24 protein-coding genes are annotated in these 25003 nt (G+C 61.6%); 5 read left to right on the top strand and 19 right to left on the bottom strand.

Translation table 11 applies throughout. The annotated features are described in order from the left end of the window. Window positions 1-355: 355 nt before the first annotated feature. The 3 genes from BMZ35_RS02685 to BMZ35_RS02675 all read right to left on the bottom strand — a co-directional run bounded on the left by BMZ35_RS02685 (window position 356) and on the right by BMZ35_RS02675 (window position 4458). Window positions 356-1966, bottom strand: a complete 1611-nt coding sequence (locus tag BMZ35_RS02685) for a DUF4139 domain-containing protein (RefSeq protein ID WP_165609987.1) — start codon at window positions 1964-1966, stop codon at window positions 356-358. Window positions 1967-2138: 172 nt separating this feature from the next. Beyond that, window positions 2139-3161 (bottom strand): aspartate-semialdehyde dehydrogenase, encoded by a 1023-nt coding sequence (locus tag BMZ35_RS02680; protein ID WP_093090633.1) that lies wholly within the window; start codon window positions 3159-3161, stop codon window positions 2139-2141. 124 nt (window positions 3162-3285) lie between these two features. Continuing rightward, window positions 3286-4458, bottom strand: a complete 1173-nt coding sequence (locus BMZ35_RS02675; RefSeq protein ID WP_093090631.1) for an MFS transporter — start codon at window positions 4456-4458, stop codon at window positions 3286-3288. Window positions 4459-4614: 156 nt separating this feature from the next. Here BMZ35_RS02675 and BMZ35_RS02670 point away from each other — a divergent pair, with 156 nt between their 5' ends. Further along, window positions 4615-5766, top strand: a complete 1152-nt coding sequence (locus BMZ35_RS02670; protein WP_341350616.1) for a DUF3095 domain-containing protein — start codon at window positions 4615-4617, stop codon at window positions 5764-5766. Between the two features lie 3 nt (window positions 5767-5769). On the opposite strand, the gene BMZ35_RS02665 is transcribed toward BMZ35_RS02670, so the two are convergent. The 6 genes from BMZ35_RS02665 to BMZ35_RS02640 all read right to left on the bottom strand — a co-directional run bounded on the left by BMZ35_RS02665 (window position 5770) and on the right by BMZ35_RS02640 (window position 12176). Then, window positions 5770-6828 carry a branched-chain amino acid ABC transporter permease gene (locus tag BMZ35_RS02665; RefSeq protein ID WP_093090629.1) on the bottom strand — a complete coding sequence of 353 codons (1059 nt, stop codon included), beginning with the start codon at window positions 6826-6828 and terminating at the stop codon, window positions 5770-5772. 1 nt (window position 6829) lies between these two features. Further along, the gene (locus BMZ35_RS02660; RefSeq protein ID WP_093090627.1) at window positions 6830-7861 is read right to left on the bottom strand and encodes a branched-chain amino acid ABC transporter permease; all 1032 of its coding nucleotides are present in this window, start codon (window positions 7859-7861) and stop codon (window positions 6830-6832) included. 60 nt (window positions 7862-7921) lie between these two features. Next, window positions 7922-8644: an ABC transporter ATP-binding protein gene (locus BMZ35_RS02655; protein ID WP_093090625.1), complete on the bottom strand. Its 723-nt coding sequence runs from the start codon at window positions 8642-8644 to the stop codon at window positions 7922-7924. Then, window positions 8637-9401 (bottom strand): ABC transporter ATP-binding protein, encoded by a 765-nt coding sequence (locus tag BMZ35_RS02650; RefSeq protein WP_093090624.1) that lies wholly within the window; start codon window positions 9399-9401, stop codon window positions 8637-8639. Before BMZ35_RS02650 ends, BMZ35_RS02655 begins: the two co-directional genes overlap by 8 nt. A gap of 75 nt (window positions 9402-9476) precedes the next feature. Continuing rightward, window positions 9477-10655, bottom strand: a complete 1179-nt coding sequence (locus BMZ35_RS02645) for a substrate-binding domain-containing protein (protein ID WP_093090622.1) — start codon at window positions 10653-10655, stop codon at window positions 9477-9479. A 108-nt stretch (window positions 10656-10763) separates the two neighbouring features. After that, window positions 10764-12176: a pyridoxal phosphate-dependent decarboxylase family protein gene (locus tag BMZ35_RS02640; protein ID WP_093090620.1), complete on the bottom strand. Its 1413-nt coding sequence runs from the start codon at window positions 12174-12176 to the stop codon at window positions 10764-10766. A gap of 99 nt (window positions 12177-12275) precedes the next feature. Between BMZ35_RS02640 and hpaR the strand changes: the two genes are divergently transcribed. Next, window positions 12276-12716: a homoprotocatechuate degradation operon regulator HpaR gene (hpaR, locus tag BMZ35_RS02635; protein ID WP_423227740.1), complete on the top strand. Its 441-nt coding sequence runs from the start codon at window positions 12276-12278 to the stop codon at window positions 12714-12716. Between the two features lie 2 nt (window positions 12717-12718). On the opposite strand, the gene maiA is transcribed toward hpaR, so the two are convergent. The 7 genes from maiA to hmgA form a co-directional block, all read right to left on the bottom strand. Continuing rightward, complete coding sequence (gene maiA, locus BMZ35_RS02630) at window positions 12719-13360, bottom strand: maleylacetoacetate isomerase (RefSeq protein WP_093090618.1); 642 nt, start codon at window positions 13358-13360, stop codon at window positions 12719-12721. A gap of 79 nt (window positions 13361-13439) precedes the next feature. Next, the gene (locus BMZ35_RS02625) at window positions 13440-13985 is read right to left on the bottom strand and encodes a VOC family protein (RefSeq protein WP_093090616.1); all 546 of its coding nucleotides are present in this window, start codon (window positions 13983-13985) and stop codon (window positions 13440-13442) included. A gap of 5 nt (window positions 13986-13990) precedes the next feature. Then, window positions 13991-14188: a DUF2783 domain-containing protein gene (locus BMZ35_RS02620; RefSeq protein WP_093090614.1), complete on the bottom strand. Its 198-nt coding sequence runs from the start codon at window positions 14186-14188 to the stop codon at window positions 13991-13993. Between the two features lie 5 nt (window positions 14189-14193). Further along, a complete protein-coding gene (locus BMZ35_RS02615) occupies window positions 14194-15807 on the bottom strand; it encodes an FAD-dependent oxidoreductase (RefSeq protein ID WP_093090612.1) in 1614 nt (537 codons plus the stop codon). A 167-nt stretch (window positions 15808-15974) separates the two neighbouring features. Continuing rightward, window positions 15975-16925, bottom strand: a complete 951-nt coding sequence (locus BMZ35_RS02610; protein WP_093090610.1) for an MBL fold metallo-hydrolase — start codon at window positions 16923-16925, stop codon at window positions 15975-15977. 11 nt (window positions 16926-16936) lie between these two features. After that, window positions 16937-18196, bottom strand: coding sequence for a fumarylacetoacetase (fahA, locus tag BMZ35_RS02605; RefSeq protein WP_093090608.1), 1260 nt, complete (start codon window positions 18194-18196; stop codon window positions 16937-16939). A gap of 13 nt (window positions 18197-18209) precedes the next feature. Continuing rightward, window positions 18210-19571, bottom strand: a complete 1362-nt coding sequence (gene hmgA, locus BMZ35_RS02600; protein ID WP_093090606.1) for a homogentisate 1,2-dioxygenase — start codon at window positions 19569-19571, stop codon at window positions 18210-18212. Between the two features lie 77 nt (window positions 19572-19648). On the opposite strand from hmgA, the gene BMZ35_RS02595 reads away from it, so the two are divergent. Beyond that, entirely contained in the window at window positions 19649-20095 is a 447-nt protein-coding gene (locus tag BMZ35_RS02595) for a MarR family winged helix-turn-helix transcriptional regulator (RefSeq protein WP_093092492.1), read from the top strand. A gap of 9 nt (window positions 20096-20104) precedes the next feature. Here the strand turns inward: BMZ35_RS02595 and BMZ35_RS02590 are convergent, their stop codons facing one another. Next, a complete protein-coding gene (locus BMZ35_RS02590) occupies window positions 20105-20914 on the bottom strand; it encodes a division plane positioning ATPase MipZ (protein WP_093090604.1) in 810 nt (269 codons plus the stop codon). Between the two features lie 105 nt (window positions 20915-21019). After that, window positions 21020-21568, bottom strand: coding sequence for a pseudouridine synthase (locus BMZ35_RS02585; RefSeq protein WP_093090602.1), 549 nt, complete (start codon window positions 21566-21568; stop codon window positions 21020-21022). A 95-nt stretch (window positions 21569-21663) separates the two neighbouring features. On the opposite strand from BMZ35_RS02585, the gene BMZ35_RS02580 reads away from it, so the two are divergent. Both BMZ35_RS02580 and BMZ35_RS02575 read left to right on the top strand, forming a co-directional pair. Beyond that, window positions 21664-22806 carry a trans-sulfuration enzyme family protein gene (locus BMZ35_RS02580; RefSeq protein ID WP_093090600.1) on the top strand — a complete coding sequence of 381 codons (1143 nt, stop codon included), beginning with the start codon at window positions 21664-21666 and terminating at the stop codon, window positions 22804-22806. Between the two features lie 130 nt (window positions 22807-22936). After that, entirely contained in the window at window positions 22937-24157 is a 1221-nt protein-coding gene (locus tag BMZ35_RS02575; protein WP_093090598.1) for an MFS transporter, read from the top strand. Here BMZ35_RS02575 and BMZ35_RS02570 read toward each other — a convergent pair. Continuing rightward, window positions 24099-24995, bottom strand: coding sequence for a LysR family transcriptional regulator (locus BMZ35_RS02570; protein ID WP_093090596.1), 897 nt, complete (start codon window positions 24993-24995; stop codon window positions 24099-24101). The two genes, BMZ35_RS02575 and BMZ35_RS02570, sit on opposite strands and share 59 nt — an antisense overlap. Window positions 24996-25003: the final 8 nt, after the last annotated feature.

Genomic DNA, 25003 nt, shown 5'->3' with positions numbered 1-25003 from the left:
GAATGCGGCGGAAGTGGCGCGAAATGTGTCGAAAAGGCGGAAATCAGGGTCAATTTTAGAAACACAGCGTTTCGGGCCCAGCAACGCTATGCTGAGGGCCTGAAAAGGCGCATATCATTTGTCGCAGGACCACCCATTCGCCGCCCGGCACATCGCCGGCGGACCCTGGACAGTAACTGCCCCACTGCCCGAAACCTGAGGTCCGGGACCCGTTATCCAGAGACCTCCCATAAGGGGCATGCTGTGGATAACTGTCGATGGTGATAAATCCGGTTCTTGTTCCGAATGTGGCAGCGGGCTGACATTTCGGGGGAGTGATTCGGCGCGACTGTGGCGCCGGTCATGGGGTTCGGATCTAGTGAAGCTCCATGTCTCCGGGCCATTTCAGGTGAGTCGATAGGGTGACATCGAGGCTGTCCCCGGCGGGCACCACCCGTTCCCAGGCGAGGATGCCGCGGTCGTCGTCGTGGTTGACCTGATCGGGTTGGGGTTTGGCCTGCCACGTGATTTGCAGGTCTTCCTGTTCCGAATACGGCACGCGTCCAAGGATACGCATGTCCCAGCTCCTGTTGCTCAGGTTCTCGATGGTGAAGCGGCGGGTTTCCTTGAGTTCGTTGCGCGACGTGAGCACGCCGCTGTCTCCGGCTTCGCGGTCGAGCACGGTCTGCGACAGCCGCAGGCCGTTGATCGGGCCAAAGGAAAGGTCGAGCGTGTCCCCCTCGGCCACGAGCGGCATTTCCCCCCGGCTGATGAACTGGCCGTTGAGGTAATAGCTGGTTTCATAGCTCGGCAGGATGGTTTCGCCGGTGTCATTGGTCAGCGTGGCCATCAGGAAGGCGGTTTCATCGCGCATCGGGTTGGCCAGCGCAAAGACGCCGGGGGTGGTGTCGAGCGTATCGAGCGACAGGCGCAGGTTGTCGTCACCCGATCCCAGCGAAACCGGTGCGGGATAGACATAGGTGGCGTTGATTCCGTCGCTGAAATCGGGCGCAGCGATGGCCTCGGCCATAACCGGGGATTCTGGGGCCGGGGCGGCCTTGCTGTCATAGGTGGCCCCGGCGCGGCGTTCCTGTTTTTCGTATATGGCGCGTCGTTCCGGGTAGAGCGGGCTGGGCACGGTCTGGTCGTTGGGGCGGCTGGTGGAGAGGGTGACAGCGACGTCACGCCAGTCTTCGCCGGTATTCTGGCCGACAAAGGCGCCGCGTTGCAGGGAAAGCTGCGTGGTGTCGGTATGGGTGAGGTGCACGTCATAGACAGGCATCCAGCCGGCCTGATGTACGAGATGGGTGAGGGTGAGCGTGCCGGTGGTAGCCTCGGGCGCGGTGATCGTCACGGCCAGCATGGCGGAGTTGTTCTGCGGCGGGGTCAGGGCGTCGACGGTCTGCTGGGCCTTGGCGAGAGTTTCCGTCAATTCCTTGAGGGTGTCGGCAAAGCCGCGCGCCTCGCGTTGGGCGGCGGCGGCGTCCTGATGGGCAGCCAGCGTCTGGGCCGCGATCAGGTCGAGCGTGGCCTGCAGGGTTTCCGGGGAGGGGGCGGTCTCTGTCGGGCCGGTCAGGGTCGCGAGGTAGGTGATGCGGGCCTGGGCCGCCGTCTCGCGCATCAACACGTCTTCTCGCGCATCCCGAGTTGTTTCGATTTCACCTTCGAGGCGTTTGACCTCGGCCTTGGCGGCGGTGAGTTCGGGGCTGTCGATGGTGTCGACAGGCAGGACGCGGCCCTGTCGCACGGTGACAGCACCAAGGGTCACGCCGTCGATGGCAACACGCACCGAATGAGGATCAAGCGACGGCGGCAGGCCGGTGATGAGCAGCTCGTGGTCACCTTGTGGTGCCGGGAAGACCGCCGTGCGGGTCACGGTGGCGCCCTGGCTGTAGATCACGGCTTCGGTTACAGGCGTGGAAAGGGGAATGGTTTCGGCATAGAGCGCGGTGGGCAGGAAAAGGAGCGCGGCAAAGGCTTTGGTCATAAGGCACCTGTCTGACTGTCTTTCGGACAAGATGAGGATGCCGGGGATGGGAAGGCAAGGCCGTGGTTCTCGAACGGCGAGAAATGGCCGGTGAAGACGCGGTGCCATGCGGGGCAATATGAAAAAGGGCGCCCCTTGGGACGCCCTTTCGGTCATTCAGATGTCGCGCGGCTCAGCCCTTTTTGAGAACTTCGCGGCCCAGCGTTTCGGCGATTTGCACCGCGTTCAGTGCTGCACCCTTGCGCAGGTTGTCCGAGACGCACCACAGGTTCAGGCCGTTTTCAACGGTGCTGTCCTGACGGATGCGCGAAATGAAGGTGGCGAAATCGCCGACGCATTCTTTCGGGGTCACGTAGCCGCCGTCTTCGCGTTTGTCGATCACCATGATGCCCGGTGCCTCGCGCAGGATGTCGCGCGCTTCGTCTTCATCGAGAAAGTCCTCGAACTCGATGTTGATCGATTCCGAGTGACCCACGAAGACCGGCACGCGCACGCAGGTCGCGGTGACCTTGATCGCCGGATCGACGATCTTCTTGGTTTCGGCCACCATCTTCCATTCTTCCTTGGTCGAGCCGTCTTCCATGAAGACGTCGATATGGGGGATGACGTTGAAGGCGATGTCCTTGGTATAGACCTTGCGCTGGTAATCGTCGGTCGGGTTGTAGACGGCCTTGGTCTGGTCCCAGAGTTCGTCAATCGCGGCTTTGCCCGAGCCCGAGACCGACTGGTAGGTCGAGACGACAACGCGCTTGATCGTGGCACGGTCATGCAGCGGTTTCAGGGCGACAACCATCTGCGCGGTCGAGCAGTTGGGGTTGGCGATGATGTTTTTCTTGGAATACCCATGGATCGCGTCGGCGTTGCATTCCGGAACGATCAGCGGCACGTCGGGGTCGTAGCGGTAGAGCGACGAGTTGTCGATCACCACACAGCCCGCCTTGGCCGCGATGGGGGCGTATTTCTTGGTGGCGTCCGAGCCGATGGCAAACAGCGCCATGTCCCAGCCCGAGAAATCGAACTGTTCGATGTCCTGGGTCTTGATGGTCTTGTCGCCGAAAGTGACCTCGGTGCCCAGCGAACGGCGGCTTGCCAGCGCTGCGATTTCATCAACCGGGAACTGGCGCTCGGCCAGGATATTCAGCATTTCGCGGCCCACATTGCCCGTGGCGCCTGCGACGACGACGCGATAACCCATTTCAGGTCTCCTCAAGATTAGGACGCGCCCTATTAGCGTCGTTTGCCCTCAGAAAAAAGGGGGTTCGTAACGGATTCTCGTGAAGTGGCGCATTTCGGGATGCGATGGATGCGCGCAGGCAGTGTCAGTCGGTGCGGTCCTCGGAGAACAGGTAGATCACGAGACCGATTGTGACGAGGACACCGAACCCGGCGAACAGGATCTGGTAGGCCAGCAGCGGGTCGGATGCCGAAACCGCGCCATGCAGGCGGCCCGATCCGAATTGGGTCACGCCGACCCCGCCAATGCCAAAGAGGTTCAGCAAGGTCACACCGCGCCCGGTGAGATGGGCAGGAAAGAAGCTGCGGGCGTGGGCGATAATGACCGGGAAAGCCGCTCCGAAAAAACCGATAGCCGCCATGAGGGCGATAGCGCCCCATGCATTCGAGTCGATCCAGAAGGCAAGGGCAAAGAGAGCCAGCGCACCGAGGCCCGAGCCGACAAACACCACCCATTTGCGGGTCCCGAGGATGCGGTCGATCGGCCCATAGACCAGCGTGCCGAGGATCATGGCGATGCCCATCACCAGCGTTGCCTGACCGATGCCCCCTGTATCAAGCGCGAACACGTCCGAGAGATAGGGGCCGATCCAGAGGCCGCGGATGCCTGCGGCGGGCATGTAGTTGACGAACATCAGCGGGATGATCAGCCACAGGGCCGGGATCCTGAGCAGGTCGAGCACCGAGCCTTTTTCGTCATGTTCGACATGGGGCGGATCCTGCACCATGACCCAGAGGCCCAGTGCGGTGATGCTGCTGATCCCGGCGAGCGCCCAGAGCGAGGCCCGCCAGCCGATGGTTTCGGCGGCCCATGCCATCGGGTAGGCGGCGACAAGGTTGCCCACCGAGCCGACGCCCAGCATGAGCGCAGCAAGGGTCGCAAAGCGTGCCGGGGGATAGGAGCGGGCGAAGATGTAGTAGCTGGCCATCAGGACGGGTGAACAGCCAACCCCGATCAGCCCCATGGCAAGCGAAATATGCAGGGGCGTTGTGGCCAGCGCAAAGAGCGCGGCCCCACCGCCGCCCCCGATCAGGAGAAGCAGACCCGAGGTGCGGCGTGGGCCAAAACGGTCCAACGCGGCGCCCACGGGGATCTGCATGGCGGCAAAGACAAGGAACCACAGGCCCGAGGCGTTGGCGAGATCGGCCGGGGTCGCTCCGATGTCGGCATCGAGCACCTGTGTCAGGACAGCGAGGAAGGCGCGGAAGAATTGACTGAGCACATAGGCAAGGCACAGCAGGATCAGATCGGCGCGCATGTGGGGGTCTCCTTCCTCATGAAGCGTGGACTTCATCCGACCGGGATGAAAAAGGCAAGGGGGCGGTTCACATGGATGTGCGCCGATGTGCGTTGAAGTGATCCTGATGACTCCCATCTTCGTAACCGTAAAGGAACCGGCGAGGGGTCGTGGGTCGTGTATTTGAAACAGTCTGATCAGAAGTATTATGAAAACCTGCCGCGTGTCGCCGATTTCAATCGGTTGGCCGAACCGGCGGGCTATGTGCCGTTGCCCGATGACTGGATCGTCGGGGTGGCGGACATTGTCGGGTCCACGCGCGAGATTGAGCGCGGGCGTTACAAGACCGTCAACATGGTCGGCGCGGCGGTGATTTCGGCGCAGCTCAACGCGGCAGGTCTGGCGCGTCTGCCTTATGTGTTTGGCGGGGATGGCGCGGGATTTGCCGTGTGGCCAGAACAGCGCGGCGCGGCGGAAAAGGCGTTGGATGCGGTGCGGCGCTGGGCGCGGCGGGAATTTGACATATCTCTGCGGGTGGCCACGGTCACGGTGGGTGACATTCGCGCCGCCGGGCATGATATCCGCGTGGCCCGGTTCGCGCCCTCCGAAGGTGTCGATTACGCCATGTTCTCGGGGGGCGGCGTGGCCTGGGCCGAGGCGCAGATGAAGGCGGGTGCTATTGGGCTGCCCGACGACGCAGGCACGGGCGACGATCCGGACTTGACCGGGCTGTCCTGCCGTTGGTCCAACCTTGGCGCCGAAAATGGCGCGATCCTGTCCTTGGTGATGGAGCCCCGGGACGGCGTGTCCGAGCGCGCCTTTTCCAAGGTGGCGCGCAGCGTCCTCAAAGCCGCTGACGGCGCGGGGCGGGGAGGTCATCCCGTGCCAAGCAAGGGGCCGGATTTCCGCTTCCCGCCGGTCGGATTGACGCTGGAGGCGCATGTGAGCCACGGCAAACGCCCGCTCTGGATGCAAAAACTTGTGCTCTTGGGGGGCAATTTCATGATCTGGGCGCTGTTTCGCAGCAATATGCGCCTTGGGAATTTCAGCCCGGAACGCTATCGCGCGGAGGTTGGCCCGAACGCCGATTTCCGCAAGTTCGACGACGGTTTGAAGATGACGCTGGATTGTGACGGGGAAACGCAGGCCCGGATCGAGCGTGTCTTGCGGCGGGCGGAAGAGCGGGGCGTAATCCGCTATGGTCTGCATGCGCAGGACGAGGCTTTGATGACCTGCCTGGTGCCCTCAGCGAGCGAAAATACCCATATGCATTTCGTGGATGGCGCGGCGGGGGGCTATGCCCGCGCCGCGGCCCAGTTGCTTGGCTGACGCCTATTTCCCTTGTCGCAGGCGTCCGACGATGCCGGTGGGGAAGAAATAGACCGACAGGATAAAGAGCACGCCCAGCCAGAGCAGCCAGCGGTCGGCATTCAGCAGATCCGGCAGGATCGGAATACCGCTTACGGCGTGCGATGCGACGTCCATCAGGTTCTGCAGGTAGTTCTGCGCCAGCACAAAGAGCGTGGCCCCGATCACCGCGCCATACATCGTGCCCATGCCGCCGATCACCACCATCAGGAGGATGTCGATCATGATCTCCATCGAAAGCGATGTGTCCGGCCCGACATAGCGCAGCCAGATCGCATAGAGCGACCCTGCAAGGGCTGCGATGGCCGCCGAAATGCAGGTTGCCACAACACGGTAATGCACCACGCGATAACCGATCGCTTCGGCGCGGAAATCGTTTTCGCGGATCGCCAGCAGCACGCGGCCAAAGGGCGAATGCACCATGCGCAGCATCAGCAGGAACAGGATCAGGCAGGAGAAGAAGACAAGATAGTACTTCAGAAGCTTGCCGTTCATCTTGACGCCGAACAGCTCTCCGTCGGCGAATTTGAAGGCCGGGCCCAGTTCGCGCGGGATCTTGTAGGAAAGACCGTCTTCGCCCCCGGTGAGTCCGGAAAGCTGCGAGACCAGCACGGCGACGGCCGAAGCCACAGCCAGCGTGATCATGGCGAAGAAGATTGCGCGCACCCGCAGGGAAAACAGACCAATCAAGAGTGCCAGAAGGGCCGCAATCAACGCGCCGGAGAGCGAGCCGACAAGGAGCGCATCAAAGCCGCGCCCCATATGGGTGCTGGCCAGCGCCACGCCATAGGCGCCCAATCCGAAGAACATGGTGTGGGCAAAGCTGACGATGCCGCCATAGCCCAGCATCAGATCATACGAGGCCACCAGAACGATGAAGATGCAAATGCGTGCAGCCGTATCGACGGAGCGTACCCCCGGGAAGATGAAGGGCGCAAGCGCTAGACAGATCAGGATGACGGCCAGAAGAATGGCCAGCACGGTAGAGCGGGGCATGTCGCCCGAAAGCAGTTTGTTCAGCATGTCATTTCGCCTTCACAACCGGGATCATGCCCATCGGGCGCCACATTAGGATCGCCACCATCAGGCCAATGTTGGAAATCAGCGCCAGCTTGGGTTCGAGAAAGGCGACATAGTTCTGCATCAGCCCCACCATCAGGGCGCCGATGAAGCAGCCCTCGACCGAGCCCAGCCCGCCGATGATCACCACGATGAAGATCAGGATCATGGTCTGGTTGCCCATATGGGCGGTGATGACTTCCTGGTAGAGCCCCCAGAGCACGCCGCCCAGACCCGCCAGCGCAGAGCCTGCGATGAAGACACCGACAAAGACCAGTCGCAAACGATATCCCAGCGCTTCGACCATCTCGCCGTTCTCGACGCCTGCGCGCACGATCAGGCCGATCTTGGTCCGCCGCAGCACCCAGCGCATCGCGAGGAACACGACAAGGCCGATCCCTACGGCGACAAGCCGGTATTTCTCAAGCGCGGCCCCGGCAAAGGTGATCGCGCCCTTGAGCGCCTCGGGGCGGTTGATAAAGATCTCTTCCGGTCCCCAGAGCACGATGATCAGCTGTTCCACCACGATCAACCCGCCCATGGTGACAAGGATCTGCTTCAGGTGGTGGCCATAGACAGGCTTGACGATGACCTTTTCAAAAGCCCAGCCCATGAGGCCCGTGGCGGCCATGGCCCCGACAATGGCGACCATCATCGCGGTGAGGTTGAGCCAGAGCGACGGCGCGCCGGTCATGTGTTCCAGCATCAACAGAAAAGAGATGCCGACAAAGGCGCCGACCGAGACAAAGGCGCCATGTCCAAAGTTGATCACGTCCATCAGGCCAAAAACCAGCGTCAGGCCGGAGGCCATGATGAAGATCATCATGCCCATGGCCAGCCCTGACACTGTGAGCGTCAGCCAGCTTGAGGTCGAGGGAATGGCGATCAGGCCAAGGATCATCAATGCGATGATCAACAACACGGGCGCATGTGGCTCTAGTCGTTCGGCCAGCGACATGCGCGCCATGGTGGGATTATGTTCCGGTGCGGCACTCATCGCGACCCCCCTGCTTCATTTTGCCAAAAATACTCAAAATCCGACGGTGCATCTGTCGCATCAGTGGTTCTCCATGCTCAGGCCCATCAGCCGTTCCTGCAACTCGGCGTCGGTGGCGAGCTGTTTCATCTCGCCGGACCAGACCATGCGCCCGTCATCCATCACGTTGGCGCTGTCTCCCAGGGCGCGGGCGACCGAGAAGTTCTGTTCGACCAGAAGGATCGACGCGCCCTGTTCCTTCAACTCGCGCAGCGCACGCGCCATGGTCGAGATGATGGCCGGGGCAAGGCCCTTGGTCGGTTCGTCGATCAGATAGAGGCGACGCTCTTCAATCATGGCGCGGGCAATCGAAAGCATCTGTTTCTGCCCGCCCGAGAGCGTGCCGGCGTCTTTCTTCCAGAAGGTTCCCAATGCGGGGAAGACCGAGAACAGCCATTCCAGCCGGGTGGAATCGATCGGGCCGGACACTGCGGCAAGGGTCATGTTTTCCTCGACCGAAAGGTCCGAGAAGATGCCCATGTCCTCGGGGACGAACCCGATGCCCAGACGTGCGATGGCGGGGGTGGGCAGGCGGGCGATGTCCTGTCCGTCGAACAGCACCTGGCCTTCATGGGCGCGCCAGTGGCCAATGATCGTGCGCAGCGTGGTGGTTTTGCCCACACCATTGCGCCCCAGAAGCATCGTCACAGCGCCGCGCGGCACATCAAGGTCCACCCCTTGCAGGATGTGATACTGCGCGATGTTGGTGCGCACGCCCTTGAGGGAAAGAATGGGATCAGACATCTTCCAGCTCCTTGCCCATATAGGCTTCCTGAACCACGTCCGAGGCGATCACTTCAGTGGGTTCGCCATCTGCGGCCAGCGCGCCGTTGTGCAGCACGATGATGCGATCGGCGAGCTTGGCGATCACGTCCATCTTGTGTTCCACGAGCAGGATCGAGCGATCCTTGCGATGTTTCAGCTCGGCAATGAGATCAAGCACCACGGGCGCTTCGTCGACCGACATGCCTGCGGTGGGTTCGTCGAACATGTAGACCAGCGGATCGAGTGCAATCAGCAGGGCGACTTCAAGCTTGCGCTGGTCGCCGTGGGAGAGTTCGGTGACGGGCTGCAAAGCCTGATCGGCAAGTCGCACACGTTCGACGATTTCCATCGCCGGGGTGGTCAGGTCGTCATGGCTCGAGGCCATGGAGAACATGTTGAAGCCGCGCCCCGACTTTGACTGGATCACGAGGCGGACGTTTTCCAGCACGTTGAGGTTGGGAAACAGGTTGGTCAACTGAAAGGCGCGCCCGATGCCAAGATGGGTGCGCTGGGCCACGGACATGCGGGTGATGTCGCGGTCATTGAGCACCACCTTGCCCTCGCTCGACGGGATCTGCCCGGAGATGAGGTTGAAATAGGTGGTCTTGCCCGCGCCATTGGGGCCCACGATGGCCGTAAGTTCGCCCGTGTTGAAGGTGCAGGAGATGTGATCGACCGCCACATGGCCGCCGAAACGGACCGTCAGGTCAGTGGTCTGAAGAATAGGATGAGACATTTGGGGAAGTTCCCTTGGGTGGGAAAGCATGAGGCCCGGCAGGGGAACCGCCGGGCCTCGGATCTGCGGTTCGGTTTACTTGTTGCGGATCGGGATCGGCAGATCCTCGATGGTCAGTTCCTTGACCAGATCGGGGATCGCCCATTCCACGTTGTCATCCACGCGGATTTTGAAGTGATACATGGACTGCATCGCCTGATGGTCTTCGGCGCGGAATTTCATCATGCCCTTGGGCGTCATCCATTCCATGCCTTCCATGGCGGCGATGAGGGTTTCCGTGTCGGTGTCGCCGCCGGTTTTCTTGAGCGCTTCGACCACGGCCATGCCGGTGGCCATGCCGCCAGCGGTGAAGAAGTCGGGCGGGCTGTTGTAGCGTTCCTGATGGGTGGCAACGAGCCAGTCATTCACTTCGTTGTCGGGAAGCTCGTAGTAGTAGTAGATCGCGCCTTCCATACCGGGGAAGTCCTTGTAGCCCTTCAGAGCCGCGAGGATGTTGCCGCCAGTGGCCAGTTCAATGCCAAAGCGGCTGGGGTCCATGGCCTGGATCTTGCCCAGCGGGTTGCCGCCGCCAGCCCAGAGGATGAACACTTTCTTTTCGCCATCAAGGTCTTTCATGGCGTTGAAGATACGTTCTGCAGCTGCGGTGAAATCGGTGGTGTCGGTGGGGGCGTATTCTTCGTGTACGACCTCGGTACCGGTGCCTTCGAGCGCTTCCTTGAAGGCCGAAACGCCGTCGCGGCCAAAGGCGTAGTCCTGTGCCAGCGTGGCGATTTTCACGTCCGGGCCTGCCATGGCGATGGCCTGTGCCACGGCGTCCTGCGAGGAGTTGCGGCCGGTGCGGAAGATGTAGCGGTTCCAGTTGGCGCCGGTGATGGAGTCGGCAACGGCGGGGTGCACGATCAGCAGTTTCTCGAATTCCTCGGCAACCGGCAGCATGGCCAGCGCAACGCCCGAGGAGACCGGACCAATGGCGAGGTCGACTTCATCGTCGCCATAGGCTTCTTCCAGAAGCGCCTTGCCGTTGTCGGGCTTCAGCTGGGTGTCTTTTTCGATGATGACGATCTTTTCGCCATTCACTTCCATGGTGCCGCCGGTGGCATATTCGATGCCCAGCATCAGGCCGTCATGGGATTGTTTGGCATAGGCCTCGAACGGGCCGGTTTTGCCGTATACGTGGGCGATCTTGATGTCGGCAGCGGCGGCACTTGCCAGCGCCAAGGCCGAGACCATGCCCGAAAGCAGTAGTTTCTTCATGAGTTTTCCTCCCTGAGATCACGTCCGGATTTTGGCCGGAAGCATTGATCTCATGGTAGGGGGAGGGAGTGAATTGGGTCAATTCGGGGAAAATACGTAGTCGTAAAACTACGTAAGTTCGGCCGAAATTTCCTGAATGACTTCAAGGGCAAAGAGGATGTCTTCGCGTGTGGCGTTGACCTGTCCGGCCTGAAAACGGATCACGAGATTGCCGTTCACGCGGGTCTGGGTGAGGTAGATGCGCCCGTCATCGTTGATCCGGTCCACCAGGGTTTGGTTGAGCCTGTCAGGATCGGTGGTCCCGTCCGGCACATAGCGGAAGGTAAAGAGCGAGAGCACGGGGTCGGTGATGATCTCGAAGTCCGGGAGGGCGCGGATGGCGGTGCAAAGCTCTTCGGCCCATGTCACGTGGTTGCGGATCATCTCTTGCAGACCATTGAGCCCATAACTGCGCAGGACAAACCAGATCTTGAGCGCGCGGAAGCGGCGCCCCAGGGGGACTGACCATTCAGAATAGTTGATGATCCCGTCTTTGCCATGGGTCTTGAGGTATTCGGGCTGGATCGCCAGCGTGCGCACGAGATCATCCGGGTTGCGCAGGAAATGCGCAGAGCAGTCGAACTGCACTCCGAGCCATTTGTGCGGGTTGAACACAACGCTGTCGGCGCGCTCGACGCCTGTCCAGAGGGTTCGGTATTCGGGGCAGATCATCGCCGCCCCGGCCCATGCAGCATCGACATGCAGGTACAGCCCATGTGCCTCGGCAACGTCGCAGGTGGCGGTAATGTCGTCACAGGCACCGGTGCCGGTGCCCCCTGTGCAGGCGATGATGCCCGCCGGGGTGAGACCGGCCGCGATGTCGGCCTTGATCGCAGCATCAAGCGCGGCGGGGTCCATGGCGCGGGTGGGGCCCTGGGTCGGGATGCGCACTAAGTTGTCCTGACCAATGCCAGAGACCCAGATGGCGCGGTCAACCGAGGTGTGGACCTCGGCAGAGCAGTAGATGCGCAAGGTCGACAATCCGGCGAGGCCCTTTTCATTGCCCTGCCAGTTCAGCGCCCGTTCGCGCATGGTCAGCACGGCGGCAAGGGTGGCCGAAGAGGCGCTGTCCTGAATGACGCCGGAAAACCCGTCGGGCAGGCCGATGGACTGGCGTAGCCAGTCGATCATGCGGGTTTCCATTTCGGTGGCGGCGGGGGAGGTCTGCCACAACATGCATTGCGGGGCGATCACGGATGTCAGGTAATCGGCCAGCATCGAGGGCGGTGTGGCATTGGCCGGGAAATAGGCAAAGAAGCGCGGATGCTGCCAATGGGTGATGCCGGGCATCACGGTTTTCTCGAAATCGGCAAAGATCGCGTCCATGTCCTCGCCCACCGTCGGGGGCGTGGCGGGCAGGGCATTCAGCACATCACCGGGCGCGACCTGTGCGCGCACCGGGCGTTCACGCAGGGTTTCGTGATACCCGCGCGCCCAGTCGGAAATCTTTGCGCCCCAACGAGAAAACTCTGACCATTGCATAATTTACCCCTCCAATAATGTTAACAGGTTAATCAAGTGATGTCCGCTTAGCAAGATAATGAATTTGCCTTTTTTCGCCCTTGGGTGCATGTAGTTTTCATGACTATCGAGACGAATATTCCGGCCACTTCTCAATCTCTGCCCATTGCCTTGCTTCGGGCACGGGAAAAGGTGATGGGGCCGATCCGCAATATGCTGGCCGATGCCGGTGTAACCGAACAACAATGGCGCGTTTTGCGGGTCTTGATGGAAGAAGGGCCGCTGGACCCGACCTCGATTGCCGAGCGTGCGGTTCTTTTGCTGCCAAGCCTGACCCGGATTCTGCAGAAGCTAGAAGAGAAGGGCCTTGTCACGCGCACGCGCGATGACAATGACCGTCGCCGTCAGGTGATCACGGTGACCGAGGCGGGCCATGCGCTGATTGCGCAGAACATGCCCGCCAGCCAGCGACAGATGGCGCGGTTGCGCGAGGAGTTGGGTGACGAAAAGTACCAGGGCCTGTTGGCCCTGTTGGATGATCTGAACCAGCTCGATCTCTGAGATCAGCCGGGGTTCACTTCGTCAGGATGCGCCGCTGCAAAGGCGGGATGCGCACTACAGGCCGCTTCAACGGATTTGATCCGCTCACACCCTGAGAAATCAGCGTTCCAGCGGCGGGCATTGTAGAGCTGGGGCATCAGGCAGATGTCGGCCAGCGACGGCGTGTCGCCAGTGCAGTAAGGGGCCTGCTCAAAGCCTTCGAGCAGCGCTTCGAAGGCGGCGAGACCGGGTGGGATAAAGCGCTGCATCCACGTGGTCATGCCGGTCATCTTGTCATCCGAAATGTACCCGGCCGCAAACCCGGCAACGGATACGTTGCAGACTGGATGCACGTCCACGGCGACCGAATGGGCGAGGGCGCGGACCTGCGCGGCCTCGGCTGGTTCCTTGGGTAGAAGGCCCAGATTGCGGGTTTCGTTAAGGTAATCGAGGATGGCCAGCGACTGGGTAAAGCGATGACCGTCGATGTCCAGCACCGGAACCAGGCCCTGCGGATTACGGGCGACATGGTCGGGCGTCTTGTGTTCGCCTTTGACCAGGTCGACTGGAATGGCCGTATAGTCGATGCCCGCAAGGTTGAGCGCGATGCGCAGGCGGTAGCTGGCAGAGGAGCGCCAGTAGTCAAAGAGAATGGTGTCGGTCATGAAGGCTGTCCCCTGAGTATGCAACAACCGGCCCGATTGGGGCCGGTTGTCTCTTGTTTACGCGATTTTGATTGCGTTGTTAAATGTCTTTGTTCAGTTCCTTGGCGTGCAGCCAATCAGCGTGTTTGGGCGCCTTCTTGGTCACGGACCATTCGTTGAGCATGTCCCACTTCACTTCGTCCATACGCTTGAGCATGGCTTCTTCTTCGGGATCGGGGCAGGCCAGTTCGACGCGGTGGCCGTTGGGATCGAAGAAATAGATCGAGTGGAAGATCGAGTGGTCGGTCACACCCAGAACCTCGACACCGTTGGCTTCGAGATGCTCTTTGAACTCGATCAGGGTGGCGCGGTCCTTCACCTTGAAGGCGATGTGCTGCACCCAGATCGGGGTGTTGGGATCGCGGCCCATTTCCGGCTTGGTCGGCAGTTCGAAGAAGGCCAGAACATTGCCATTCCCGGCATCAAGGAACAGGTGCATGTAGGGATCGGGCTCGTGGGTCGACGGGACGTGATCCTCGGCAATGGCGAGGATGAAGTCCATGTTGAGCATCTTGCCATACCACTCGACGGTTTCCTTGGCGTCTTTGCAGCGATAGGCGACGTGGTGGATTTGTTCGATTTTCATGGGGGTTACTCCTTCAGTGCGGCGGCTTCGAGCGCCTGCGAGAGAACGGCGCGGTTGCCGATGTGGTTGGCGAGCACGAGAACAAGGCGTGCGTTGAGCGCATCGCTCTGGTCTTTCGCAAGGCCCTCGTGGGCGGCCAGCAGTTCGGCGTAGAAATCATCCGCGCCATCGATGTTGGGGGTCAGTGTCAGTTGATCGGACATGTCTGTTACTCCTTGCCGGTTGCGCGGCGCAGCGCGGTGCGGAACTGGGCTTCGTCAAAGCTGGCGCGACGGGCGGCGACGTGCTGATCCGGGCGTATCAGGTAGACGGCGCTGTCATTTTCGCCAAGGTAGCGGCGCTTGAGTTCGAGCGAGGCGTCATCCTTGACCGAGAGGGCCAGCCGGGTGACTTCGACCCCGTCTTCCTCGAAGCTGTCGGGGGCATCGGCATCAATGGTGAGCAGGATGAACTTGTCGCCCAGCTTGGGAAGCAGGAAATCATCCCCCAGCGGCGCATCCGGGCAGGGCGAGCCGGGCCGGGTGCGGGCCGGGCCGTCAAGCAGCGCATCGGCCGAGTTGAGCGGCGAACCGTCATAGGTGCAGGGCACCGAAAGGCGGCCCGAGTTCACCAGCGGGCGGGCAAAGGAATAATGTTCGGACAGGTCCAGAACAGCGTCGCGCAGGATGCGGCTCATGTCGGACTTGGGCGTGATGAAATCGGTCGAGCGCGAGGAGTTGAGAATGTTCTCATCCGCGCCGTGGATACGCTCCATGTCGTAGCTGTCGAGCAGCGATTCGGGCGCCTTGCCGTCCATGACAAGCTTGAGCTTCCAGCACAGGTTATCGGTGTCCTGAAGGCCCGAGTTTGCGCCACGGGCGCCGAATGGCGACACCTGGTGCGCGGCATCGCCGGCAAAGAGCACGCGGCCATGGCGGAACTGTTCCATGCGGCGGCACTGGAAGGTGTAGATCGACACCCATTCGAGTTCGAACTCGACATCGTCGCCCAGCATCTGCTTGAGACGCGGGATCACGTTCTCGGGGCGCTTTTCGCGTTCCTTGTCGATGTCCCAGCCCAGTTGCAGGTCGATGCGCCAGACATTGTCGGGCTGTTTGTGGAGCAGCGCGGATTGACCCTTGTTGAAGGGCGGATCGAACCAGAACCAGCGCTCGGTCGGGAATTCCGCTTCCATGATAACGTCGGCAATCAGGAAGTTGTCCTCAAAAACGCGGCCCACAAAGTCGAGGCCGAGCATGCGGCGGGCCGGGGAATTGGCGCCATCACAGGCGATCAGCCATTCGGCTTCGAGCGTGTAGGCGCCTTCGGGCGTGTCCACTTCGAGGGTTACGTGATCGTCATGGGTGCCAATCGCCTCGACCTTGTTGCGGCCACGGATTTCGATCGGTGCGCCAGCGGCCTGCAGTTCGCGGACGCGGTTCACCATGTATTCTTCGAAGTAATACTGCTGAAGGTTGATGAAGGCCGGGCGCTGGTGGCCGTCTTCGGGCAGCAGGTTGAAGTCATAGACCTGGCGGTCGTCAAAGAAGACCTTGCCGATGTTCCATTCAACACCCTTGTCGACCATCGGCTGACCACAGCCCAGACGATCAAGTATTTCTAGCGGGCGTTTGGCGTAGCAGACCGCGCGGCTTCCGAAGCTGACCTTGTCGTTGTCGTCGAGAATGACAACTTCGACGCCCTGCTGGGCGAGGTCGATGGCCGCGCCAAGACCGATGGGGCCGGCGCCGATGATGACGACCTTGCGCCGAACCGGCGTCTGGGCGTCCTGATCCGGGCTGCGCTCGTAAGCGTAGAGCGGAATTTCGAAGATTTTGTTCATGGTCTCCTCCCGATGATGGGCAAATCTCTCCCAAGCTCCGGCGCGGGGCTGCGCCGGGGCGATTGCATTTAGTGTCTCATGTTCCCCGGATGTGTCACACGATCTGGATCAAATCGTGGTTTGCGGGGTAGGCTCCTCCGCCCGCAAAAGGGGGAGGAGCGGTCGGATTAGCCCTGAAGGGCCTCCCACATTTCCAGATCGCGTTGAGCAGTCCAGATGCGGGGATGCGCGATGCCGCGGGCTTCGTCATAGGCGCGCGCCACGTTGAAGGGCAGGCAGTGCTCGTAGATCGCATAGTCTGCGAATTTCGGATCGCATTCGGCGCGCACGGCGTCCCAGGCTTCTTTCAGCGAGCCACCGCGCGCCGCCACACGGGCTGCGGGCAGATAGGTGCTCTGAACGAAGTCGCGGGTGCTTTCGATGGCGCGGTCCACGGCTTCTTTGCCGACCAGTGCGCCGCCCCGACCCGGCGCGATGGCGTCGACGTCATAGGCTTTGATATTGTCCAGCGTGTTGCCCCAATCGGCAAAGTGACCGTCGCCGCAGTAGCAGGCCGAGTGGTCTTCGACGATGTCGCCGGTGAACATGACGTTCTGGTCCGGCACGTGGATCACGGCGTCGCCGGCGGTGTGGGCGCGGCCGATCTGCTTGATGTTCACGCGGCGCTTGCCGAGGAACACGGTCATTTCGTCGGTGAAGGTGGTGGTCGGGAAGGTCAGGCCAGGGATCGACTCGTGGCCTTCGAACAGGCGCGGGAAGCGCTGGAATTCGCTGTCCCAGTCTTCCTGACCGCGTTCCAGCACCATATTGTAGGCGGTGTTGGACATGATGACCTGCTGGGCGTTGAAGGCAGAGGCCCCCAGAACGCGCACGGCGTGATAATGGGTCAGAACCACATGGGTGATCGGTTTGTCGGTGACAGTGCGCACGCAGTCGATCACCTTGTTGGCCAGACGCGGGGTGGCCTGTGCCTCGACGATCATGACGCTGTCGTCGCCGATGATGACGCCTGAGTTCGGGTCGCCCTCGGCGGTGAAGGCGTAGAGGCCTTCGCCGATCTCATCAAAGGTAATTTTCTTTTCGGTCATGTCCCCTTGGGACGCGAATGCTTTTGCCATTGGGTTCTTCCTTATTTTGCGGGCCATGCCACGGCGGGCAGGATTTTTCCGGTACAGTCGCCGAAACCGATGGTGAAACCGTCTCCACGGGCGTTGCCGCGCAGGGTCAGGGTGTCACCGTCTTCGATGAAGCTGCGGGTTTCGCCGGTGTCGAGGGTGAAGGGTTCGCGACCTGCCCAGCTGACTTCCATCAGAGAGCCGTATTCGCCCTTGTTGGGGCCAGAGATCGTGCCCGACCCAAGGAGGTCGCCGACATTCATGCCACACCCGCCAATGGCGTGATGGCAAAGCTGTTCGGCAGCCGAGTAATACATGCGGTTGTAGTTGGTCTTGGCGACGACCGAAGCGGTCTCGGCACCTTCGGGCTGCATCAGCACTTCGAGGTCGATGTCAAAGAGGCCGTCCTTGGTGCTGTCGAGATAGGGCAGCAGCTCTTTTTCGCGGTCCGGCGTGGGCGCGCGGAACTCTTCCAATGCCGCAGCGGTCACGATCCACGGGGAGATCGAGGTGCCAAACGCCTTGCCCTGGAACGGGCCAAGCGGCTGGTATTCCCAGCCCTGAATGTCGCGCGCGGACCAGTCGTTCAGCAGCACGTAGCCAAAGATCATGTCGTCGGCTTGATCCACGGTGATCGGCTGACCGAATTCGCTAGGGGTGCCGACGATGGCGCCCATTTCCAGCTCGATATCCAGTCGCATCGAGGGGCCAAAGCTGGGCATCTCGGCGTCGGGGGCCTTGCGCTGACCGTTGGGGCGGTGGATCGGCGTGCCCGAGACCACGACAGACGAAGCGCGCCCGTTGTAGCCGATCGGGATGTGCAGCCAGTTGGCGGGCAGATCGGGTGAGCCGCGCAGGATCGCGCCCATGTTGGCGGCGTGCTGACGGCCGGCATAGAAGTCGGTGTATTCGCTGACGGCAAAGGGCATGTGCAGGGTCGCGTCAGCCATCGGCACGAGCAGCGGCTCAACCGCCGACTGCTCGGCGCTGCCTTCGGCCAGAAGCCCGGTGAGGCGGGCGCGCAGGGCGGCCCATGCTTCGGAACCCATGTCCATCAGGTCGTTCCAGTACGGCACGTCAAAGACCGGGATCTCGGACATCGTGACCAGACCGGCCTCTTCGGCGGCGGCCATGTCGAGGATCATGTCACCGATGGCGACACCGCAGCGTTCCTCGGTCCCGGCGGTCGAGAACACGCCGTAGGGCAGGTTGTTGAGCGGGAAGGGGTGGTTGGCGTCATTGGCCGAAGCCACCCAGCTTTTCATCAATGGCATCGTGTCGTGTTCCTTATTTCTTGCCCGGGGTGCCATCGAATTTCTTTTCGATGTCGGACCAGCAATCAATGTAATCGTCCTGAAGCGGGGCTTCATCTGCGGCAAATGTGGTCAGATGCTGCGGGAAGCGGGTTTCGAACATGAAGGACATGGTGTTGTCCAGCTTTTCCGCCTTGAGATCGGCGTTGGAAGCGCCCTCAAAGGCGTTCTTGTCCGGACCGTGGGGCAGCATCATGTTGTGCAGGGACATGCCGCCGGGGATGAAGCCCTTGGGCTTGGCGTCATACTGGCCATAGATGTTGCCCATCAGCTCGGACATGATGTTCTTGTGATACCATGGCGGGCGGAAGGTGTCCTCGGCCACCATCCAGCGTTCGCGGAACAGCACGAAGTCGATATTGGCGGTGCCGGGCTGGCCTGAGGGGGCGGTGAGCACGGTGAAGATCGACGGGTCGGGATGGTCGAACAGGATCGCGCCGACCGGGCAATAGGTGCGCAGGTCGTATTTCACAGGGGCATAGTTGCCGTGCCATGCGACCACGTCGAGCGGTGACTGGCCGATATTGGTCTTGTGGAACTGACCGCACCATTTCACGGTGACGGTCGAGGGCACTTCGCGGTCTTCATAGGCCGCAACAGGCGCCTTGAAGTCGCGCGGGTTGGCCATGCAGTTGGCACCGATCGGGCCGCGGCCCGGAAGCTCGAATTTCTGGCCGTAATTCTCGCAGACAAAGCCGCGGGCCGGGCCTTCGAGCACTTCGACGCGATAGAGAAGACCGCGCGGAATGATGGCGATTTCCTTGGGCTCAAGGTCGATGATGCCCAGCTCGGTCGAGAAGCGCAGCACGCCCTCTTGCGGGACAACCAGCAGTTCGGAATCGGCGGAGAAGAAATAGTCATCCTCCATGGATTCGGTGACGAGGTAGATATGCGAAGCCATGCCGACCTGCGTATTCACATCGCCTGCAGTAGTCATGGTGCGCATGCCCGTGACCCATGTCAGCTTCTCGTCGGTGTGCGGCACCGGATCCCAGCGATACTGGCCGAGGCTGGTGACATCGGGATCGACATTGGGGGCCGACTTCCAGAACGGCACGTCGATCTTTTCATAGCGGTGGGAATGCTTGACTGACGGGCGGATGCGATAGCACCACGTGCGTTCGTTCTGGTGGCTGGGGGCGGTGAAGGCGGTGCCCGAAAGCTGTTCGCCGTAAAGCCCGTAGTTGCATGTCTGCGGAGAGTTCATGCCCTGCGGCAGGGCACCGGGCAGGGCCTCGGTTTCATAGTCATTGCCAAAACCCGGCATGTAGCCTTCGTGTGGGCCGGGCAGGGACGGGGCCATCTGCATGCGGGTCGGAACAGTATGTTTAGTCATGTCGCGCGCTCCTGTTTCGAATTTGGTTGCTTTGGTAATAGTTGTTTTTGTAACTAACAAGCAGGAGGATGGACCTCATGCCACAAAAAGATGATTTTTCGCTGCAGGACTTTACGCCCTACCTGCTCAACCAGGCGGCGGAAGAAAGCAGCCTTGCGTTTCAGCGAGTATACAAGAATCGCTACGGGATGCTGAGAACGGAATGGCGGGTGCTGTTCCACCTGGGCACCTATGGCGAAATGACCGCCACCGACATTTGCACCAAGGCACGGATTCATAAGACAAAAATCAGCCGCGCGGTGCAAAAGCTGGTTGAGCGACGCTTTGTTGTACGGGCGCGCAGCGATGAAGATCGGCGGGTGGAAAAGCTCAAACTCACGCCCGCCGGGGACACCGCCTATCGCGATCTGAGGGCGGTGGCAGAGGAGTATGATGCCAAGCTGCGGGCGCAATTCACCAGCGGTGAAGTGGCGCTTTTGCGGATGATGCTCAAGCGGCTGGCGGGGTTGGAATCAGCGGAGTGATTCGCCCGATCAGAAGTCGACCGACACGCCCGGAAGGTTCAGCGCCTTGATCAGGTCGCGCAATTCCTGACGGGCGGCGACGTTCGAGATGTTGAGTTGCTTGACCCCGATATCGCGCAGATCGAGCAGGGTCAGGCCACGCGGGAACAGCTCTCGGAAGATCACTCGTTCGTTGAAACCGGGGGCCACGCGGAAGCCGATCCGCTTGGCCAGACGTTCCAGCGCCCGGCCCATCTTTTCCTTGTTGACCATCTGTTGTGCGCCCATGCGGTTGCGCATCACGATCCAGTCGATCGGCTTCAGGCCCGCCTGGGCACGCAGCTGGCGGGCGTTCCAGACCATTTCGGAATAGACCGAGGGGCCAAGGATTTTTTCGCCGTCGCCATCGATATGGGCCAGAAGGTCGAAATCGACAAAGCTGTCATTCAAGGGCGTGACCAGCGTGTCGGCGAGAGAATGGGCAACCTGTGACAGGCGGGTGTGCGAGCCGGGACAGTCGATCAGGATGAAGTCATTGCCCGGCTCAAGCGCGGCCACGGCGGCAGACAGACGGTGGTCATAGATGTTTTCACCGGGCTTGAGCGTCGCCGGGTCGATCTCGGGCAGGTCCTGATAGGAGGGACCGGGCAGGTCGAGGCCGGATTGCTCCATGAACTTGCGGCGGTTGTCGACATAGCGGCCAAAGCTTTTCTGGCGCAGGTCGAGGTCAAGCCCGCCGACCTTGTGGCCCATGCGGGTCAGGGCGGTGGCGATGTGCATTGACAGCGTGGATTTTCCCGCGCCGCCCTTTTCGTTACCGACCACGATAATATGTGCCATGTGCCTGCCCCTGCCGGTTCGTGTTTCGCGCCGGAATACGGCGCGCACCCGTTCCTGTCCACTATATGTTGTGTTTATCCACAGGAAAAGTGGCCAGTCTGCTGTTTACGCATCACGCCATTTGCCCGGTTGCAGCCCATCCAAAGTCCAATGCCCGATCCGCGCCCGGATCAGGCGCAGTGTGGGGTGGCCGACAGCGGCGGTCATGCGGCGGACTTGCCGGTTACGCCCCTCGCGGATGGTGAGTTCGATCCAGCAATCCGGCACCGACTTGCGAAAGCGGACCGGAGGCGTGCGCGGCCAGAGGTCTTCGGGCGCGTCGATGCGGCGGGCTTCGGCGGGTTTGGTGCGGCCATCCTTGAGGTCCACGCCTTTGCGCAAGGCGTCCAGCGCGGCGGCATCGGGCAGGCCCTCGACCTGAACCCAGTAGGTTTTGGACATCTTGTGGCGTGGATTGGAGATGCGGGCCTGCAACTGACCGTCATCGGTCAGTACCATCAATCCTTCGCTGTCCCGGTCGAGCCGCCCCGCGGGATAGACACCGGGCACGTCGATGAAGGCCGACAGGGTCGGGCGCGGGCTGCCTTCGGTGCCCTTGTCGGTGAATTGCGACAGGACATCATAGGGTTTGTTGAAGAGGATCGTACGGGCCATGGCGTCTCCCTAGCATCTGAAAGAACGCGGCGCGAGGGGGCTTGCATGTTCGCCGCATGTGGCGGCAGATGGGGCGAGACTAGAAGGAGCGCGTGATGGACCTCAAAGAGATGCACCCCGACACGTTGCTGGCCCAGGCGGGCGGCGCGATTGATCTGGCCAGTGGCGGGGTGGTGCCGCCGATCCAGCCCTCCACGACCTTTGTGCGTGATGCGGATTATGCGCCGCTCAACCCAGCCAACACCTATGCGCGCGACCACAATGACGCGGTGCGGCAGGCCGAAGCGGTTCTGACGCAACTGGAAGGGGGCGATGCAGCGCTGCTGTTTCCTTCGGGCATGGCGGCAATCGCGGCGTTGTTTCGCACGGTGCCAACCGGTGGGCGTGTTATTGTGCAGTCGGGGATCTACTGGGGTACGACCAAGTGGATCCGCGAATTCTGTGAGCGCCGTCAGGTGGTTATGGATGAGGTGGATGCCAGCGATGCGGCCGCTTTGATGGCGGCTTGTGCGACGGGGGCGGCGCATCTGGTGTGGATCGAAACGCCGTCGAACCCGTGGCTGAAGATCGTGGATATCGCCGTGGCCAAGAAGGCCGCGCGGTCCTGTGGTGCGCTTTTGGCGGTGGACAGTACGGCGGCGTCGCCGATCCTGACCAACCCGCTGAAGCTTGGGGCGGATGTGGTGATGCATTCGACCACCAAGGTGATCAACGGGCATTCGGATGTGCTGGGCGGGGTGCTGGTGGCGCGCGATCCGGGCGCGGTCTGGGACGAGATCGCCAATGACCGGGCGAGCGCGGGGGCTGTCATGGGGCCATTTGAGGCTTGGCTGCTGCTGCGGGGGATGCGGACGCTGCCTTTGCGGGTTGAGCGGATGTGCGAAAACGCGATGAAGGTGGCGCGGTTCCTGGAGGATCATCCGGCTGTCGAGGCGGTCTGGTATCCGGGGCTGGAGAGCCATCCGGGGCATGAGCTTGCCAAGCGCCAGATGCCGCAAGGCTTTGGATTCCTTATGTCTTTTCTGGTCAAAGGCGACCGGGACACGGCGTTGAAAGTGGCGGGGCGCCTCGGGCTGTTTCATCGGGCCACGTCGCTTGGTGGGGTCGAGAGCCTTGTGGAACATCGCCACACGATCGAGCCGCATACCGGCATTCCCGAAACACTGTTGCGGATTTCGGTGGGGACCGAAAAAGCCGACGATTTGATCGCGGATCTGGGGCAGGCGCTGGGGCAATAGCGCGCAAAACGGGCATCGGTATCACGTCGGTATTGTGTCGGTATCGCGTCGGTAATGGCGGCGCGCCCAGCACCGTCTCCGGGATAATGGGCCTATTGCAGCGAAACCTTTGGCGACCTAGCGTGATTTGATGACTGACACCGATATCCTTGACAGCCGCTATAGCTGGACCCGCCTTTTGGTGACGCTCGCCATTGCGCTGGTGGGCAATGTCGGGATGTGGGCGGTGATCGTGGTGATGCCGGCGGTGCAGGCCGAGTTCGCGATTGACCGGGCCGATGCCTCCTTGCCGTATACGCTCACGATGATCGGTTTTGCGCTCGGCAATTTCGGGATTGGTCGGGCGGTGGATCGCTGGGGCATCACGCTGGCGCTGTCGGGGGCCGCGGGTCTTATTGCGGTGAGCTTTGCCGCCGCTGCCCTCAGCCCGACAGTCATGTTGCTGTCACTGGCGCATTTCTTTCTGGGCTTTGGCACGGCGGCGAGTTTCGGGCCGTTGATTGCCGATATCTCGTTGTGGTTCCAGAAGCGGCGCGGCATCGCGGTGGCGATTGCAGCGAGCGGCAATTACCTGTCGGGGGCGCTTTGGCCGATGGTGCTAAGCGGGGTGCTCAGCGGCTATGGCTGGCGGGTGGTGTTTGCGGTGCTGGCCGTGCTGACGCTGGCCGTGGTGGTGCCGCTGTCGATGCTGCTCAGGCGACGGGTGCCGATGGAGGCGATGACGGCGCAGGCCATGGCGGCCACTGCACGACAGGGGCGGGTGCCGTTCCGTCCGGTGGTGCTGCAATGGATGCTCGGGATTGCCGGGATTGGCTGTTGTGTGGCGATGTCGATGCCACAGGTGCATATCGTGTCCTTCTGTGTCGACCTTGGCTATGGGCCGGCGGTGGGGGCGGAAATGCTGTCGCTGATGCTGTTGGGCGGTGTGGTGTCGCGGCTGGTGTCGGGGGCTTTGGCCGATCGGTTGGGCGGGGTGCTGACCCTGTTGATCGGGTCTGCCTTGCAATGCGCGGCGCTGTTCCTGTTCCTGCCGTTTGACGGGTTGGTGCCGCTTTATCTCGTCAGCCTTGTCTTTGGCCTGTCGCAGGGCGGCATCGTTCCGGCCTATGCCATTGTCGTGCGGGAATACATGCCCGCCAAGGAAGCCGGGGCGCGGGTTGGCTTCGTGATGATGGCGACGATCATGGGCATGGCGCTGGGCGGGTGGATGTCGGGCTGGATCTACGACATGAGCGGCAATTACGAATGGGCGTTCCTCAACGGGATCGCGTGGAACTTCCTAAACATCGCGATCATGATCGTGATCCTGATGCGGGGACGTCCTCCGAAATTGCGCGCAGTAGCCACTTGATGAATGTCTGAACGTTCCTGCGCGGCGGCCACGGTGGCGTCACGATGAAGTATGACGAGACGTGCTGGATTTGTACCGGCGCGACTTTTAGTGAGCCCTGATCCAGCTGACGCGCCACGTCGACCTGAGATTCAAGCAACAGGCCCATGCCCTGTTCCGCCGCGCGGATTTCGAGTGCGGGGTTGCCTACGTCGATGGTGCGTATTTGCGCCGGGTCGATGCCCGATTGCCGGAGCACGTCGCGCTCCCAGGTGTCTTCATGCGGGATGAGCCACGGCATGTCTTGCCAATTGGTTGCCGGGTCATCCACGAGCCTTGGCGATGCCAAGGCAAGGGTTGGACTTTGCAGGAGGCGACGGGCGTCAAGATCCGGCCAGCCGCCTTCGCCCGCCCGCACGGCGAGATCAAAGCCCTCTGCGACGAGATCGACCGCCCGGTCCGTGGGGGTGAATGCGATTTCTGTATCAGGGTGTTGCAGCCAGAAATCGGCGATGCGCGGGAAAATGACGGATTCGGCGAAATAGGCCGTCGTGGTGACACGGACGGGTTGCTGCCCGCCCTGTTCCATAGCGGACAGGACACCGTCGTTTATCGCGGTGAAGCCCGACTGAAGGCTTTGGGCCAGACGCTGGCCTTCCGGAGTTGGCGTGATGCCGCGTGGGGAGCGAACGAGCAAGGGCAGGCCCAGATGCGTCTCCAACGCTTTGACCTGCTGGGCGACGGCGGCGTGGGTGACATTGAGCGACCTTGCCGCAGCGCTGAAGCTGCCGGACTGAACGGTGGCATCAAAAGCGCGCAAGGCCGTAAGCGATGGGAGTTTGGTCCAGTCAATGGTCATGGATGAAA

It is taken from the genome of Shimia aestuarii (genome assembly GCF_900114635.1).
GTDB classification, from domain to species: Bacteria; Pseudomonadota; Alphaproteobacteria; order Rhodobacterales; family Rhodobacteraceae; genus Shimia; species Shimia aestuarii.
This window is presented reverse-complemented; position numbering and strand designations above follow the sequence as displayed.

Excerpts from the sequence above, each read along its gene's own strand:
- BMZ35_RS02680 (WP_093090633.1), bottom strand. The coding sequence starts at position 3,161 with ATGGGTTATCGCGTCGTCGTCGCAGGCGCCACGGGCAATGTGGGCCGC.
- BMZ35_RS02675 (WP_093090631.1), bottom strand. The coding sequence starts at position 4,458 with ATGCGCGCCGATCTGATCCTGCTGTGCCTTGCCTATGTGCTCAGTCAA.
- BMZ35_RS02590 (WP_093090604.1), bottom strand. The coding sequence starts at position 20,914 with ATGGCACATATTATCGTGGTCGGTAACGAAAAGGGCGGCGCGGGAAAA.
- BMZ35_RS02665 (WP_093090629.1), bottom strand. The coding sequence starts at position 6,828 with ATGCTGAACAAACTGCTTTCGGGCGACATGCCCCGCTCTACCGTGCTG.
- BMZ35_RS02625 (WP_093090616.1), bottom strand. The coding sequence starts at position 13,985 with ATGAAAATCGAACAAATCCACCACGTCGCCTATCGCTGCAAAGACGCC.
- BMZ35_RS02585 (WP_093090602.1), bottom strand. The coding sequence starts at position 21,568 with ATGGCCCGTACGATCCTCTTCAACAAACCCTATGATGTCCTGTCGCAA.
- BMZ35_RS02595 (WP_093092492.1), top strand. The coding sequence starts at position 19,649 with ATGCCACAAAAAGATGATTTTTCGCTGCAGGACTTTACGCCCTACCTG.
- BMZ35_RS02645 (WP_093090622.1), bottom strand. The coding sequence starts at position 10,655 with ATGAAGAAACTACTGCTTTCGGGCATGGTCTCGGCCTTGGCGCTGGCA.
- BMZ35_RS02620 (WP_093090614.1), bottom strand. The coding sequence starts at position 14,188 with ATGTCCGATCAACTGACACTGACCCCCAACATCGATGGCGCGGATGAT.
- maiA (WP_093090618.1), bottom strand. The coding sequence starts at position 13,360 with ATGACCGACACCATTCTCTTTGACTACTGGCGCTCCTCTGCCAGCTAC.
- BMZ35_RS02640 (WP_093090620.1), bottom strand. The coding sequence starts at position 12,176 with ATGCAATGGTCAGAGTTTTCTCGTTGGGGCGCAAAGATTTCCGACTGG.
- BMZ35_RS02570 (WP_093090596.1), bottom strand. The coding sequence starts at position 24,995 with ATGACCATTGACTGGACCAAACTCCCATCGCTTACGGCCTTGCGCGCT.
- BMZ35_RS02655 (WP_093090625.1), bottom strand. The coding sequence starts at position 8,644 with ATGTCTGATCCCATTCTTTCCCTCAAGGGCGTGCGCACCAACATCGCG.
- hmgA (WP_093090606.1), bottom strand. The coding sequence starts at position 19,571 with ATGACTAAACATACTGTTCCGACCCGCATGCAGATGGCCCCGTCCCTG.
- hpaR (WP_423227740.1), top strand. The coding sequence starts at position 12,276 with ATGACTATCGAGACGAATATTCCGGCCACTTCTCAATCTCTGCCCATT.
- BMZ35_RS02610 (WP_093090610.1), bottom strand. The coding sequence starts at position 16,925 with ATGGCAAAAGCATTCGCGTCCCAAGGGGACATGACCGAAAAGAAAATT.
- BMZ35_RS02685 (WP_165609987.1), bottom strand. The coding sequence starts at position 1,966 with ATGACCAAAGCCTTTGCCGCGCTCCTTTTCCTGCCCACCGCGCTCTAT.
- fahA (WP_093090608.1), bottom strand. The coding sequence starts at position 18,196 with ATGCCATTGATGAAAAGCTGGGTGGCTTCGGCCAATGACGCCAACCAC.
- BMZ35_RS02650 (WP_093090624.1), bottom strand. The coding sequence starts at position 9,401 with ATGTCTCATCCTATTCTTCAGACCACTGACCTGACGGTCCGTTTCGGC.
- BMZ35_RS02660 (WP_093090627.1), bottom strand. The coding sequence starts at position 7,861 with ATGAGTGCCGCACCGGAACATAATCCCACCATGGCGCGCATGTCGCTG.
- BMZ35_RS02615 (WP_093090612.1), bottom strand. The coding sequence starts at position 15,807 with ATGAACAAAATCTTCGAAATTCCGCTCTACGCTTACGAGCGCAGCCCG.
- BMZ35_RS02575 (WP_093090598.1), top strand. The coding sequence starts at position 22,937 with ATGACTGACACCGATATCCTTGACAGCCGCTATAGCTGGACCCGCCTT.
- BMZ35_RS02580 (WP_093090600.1), top strand. The coding sequence starts at position 21,664 with ATGGACCTCAAAGAGATGCACCCCGACACGTTGCTGGCCCAGGCGGGC.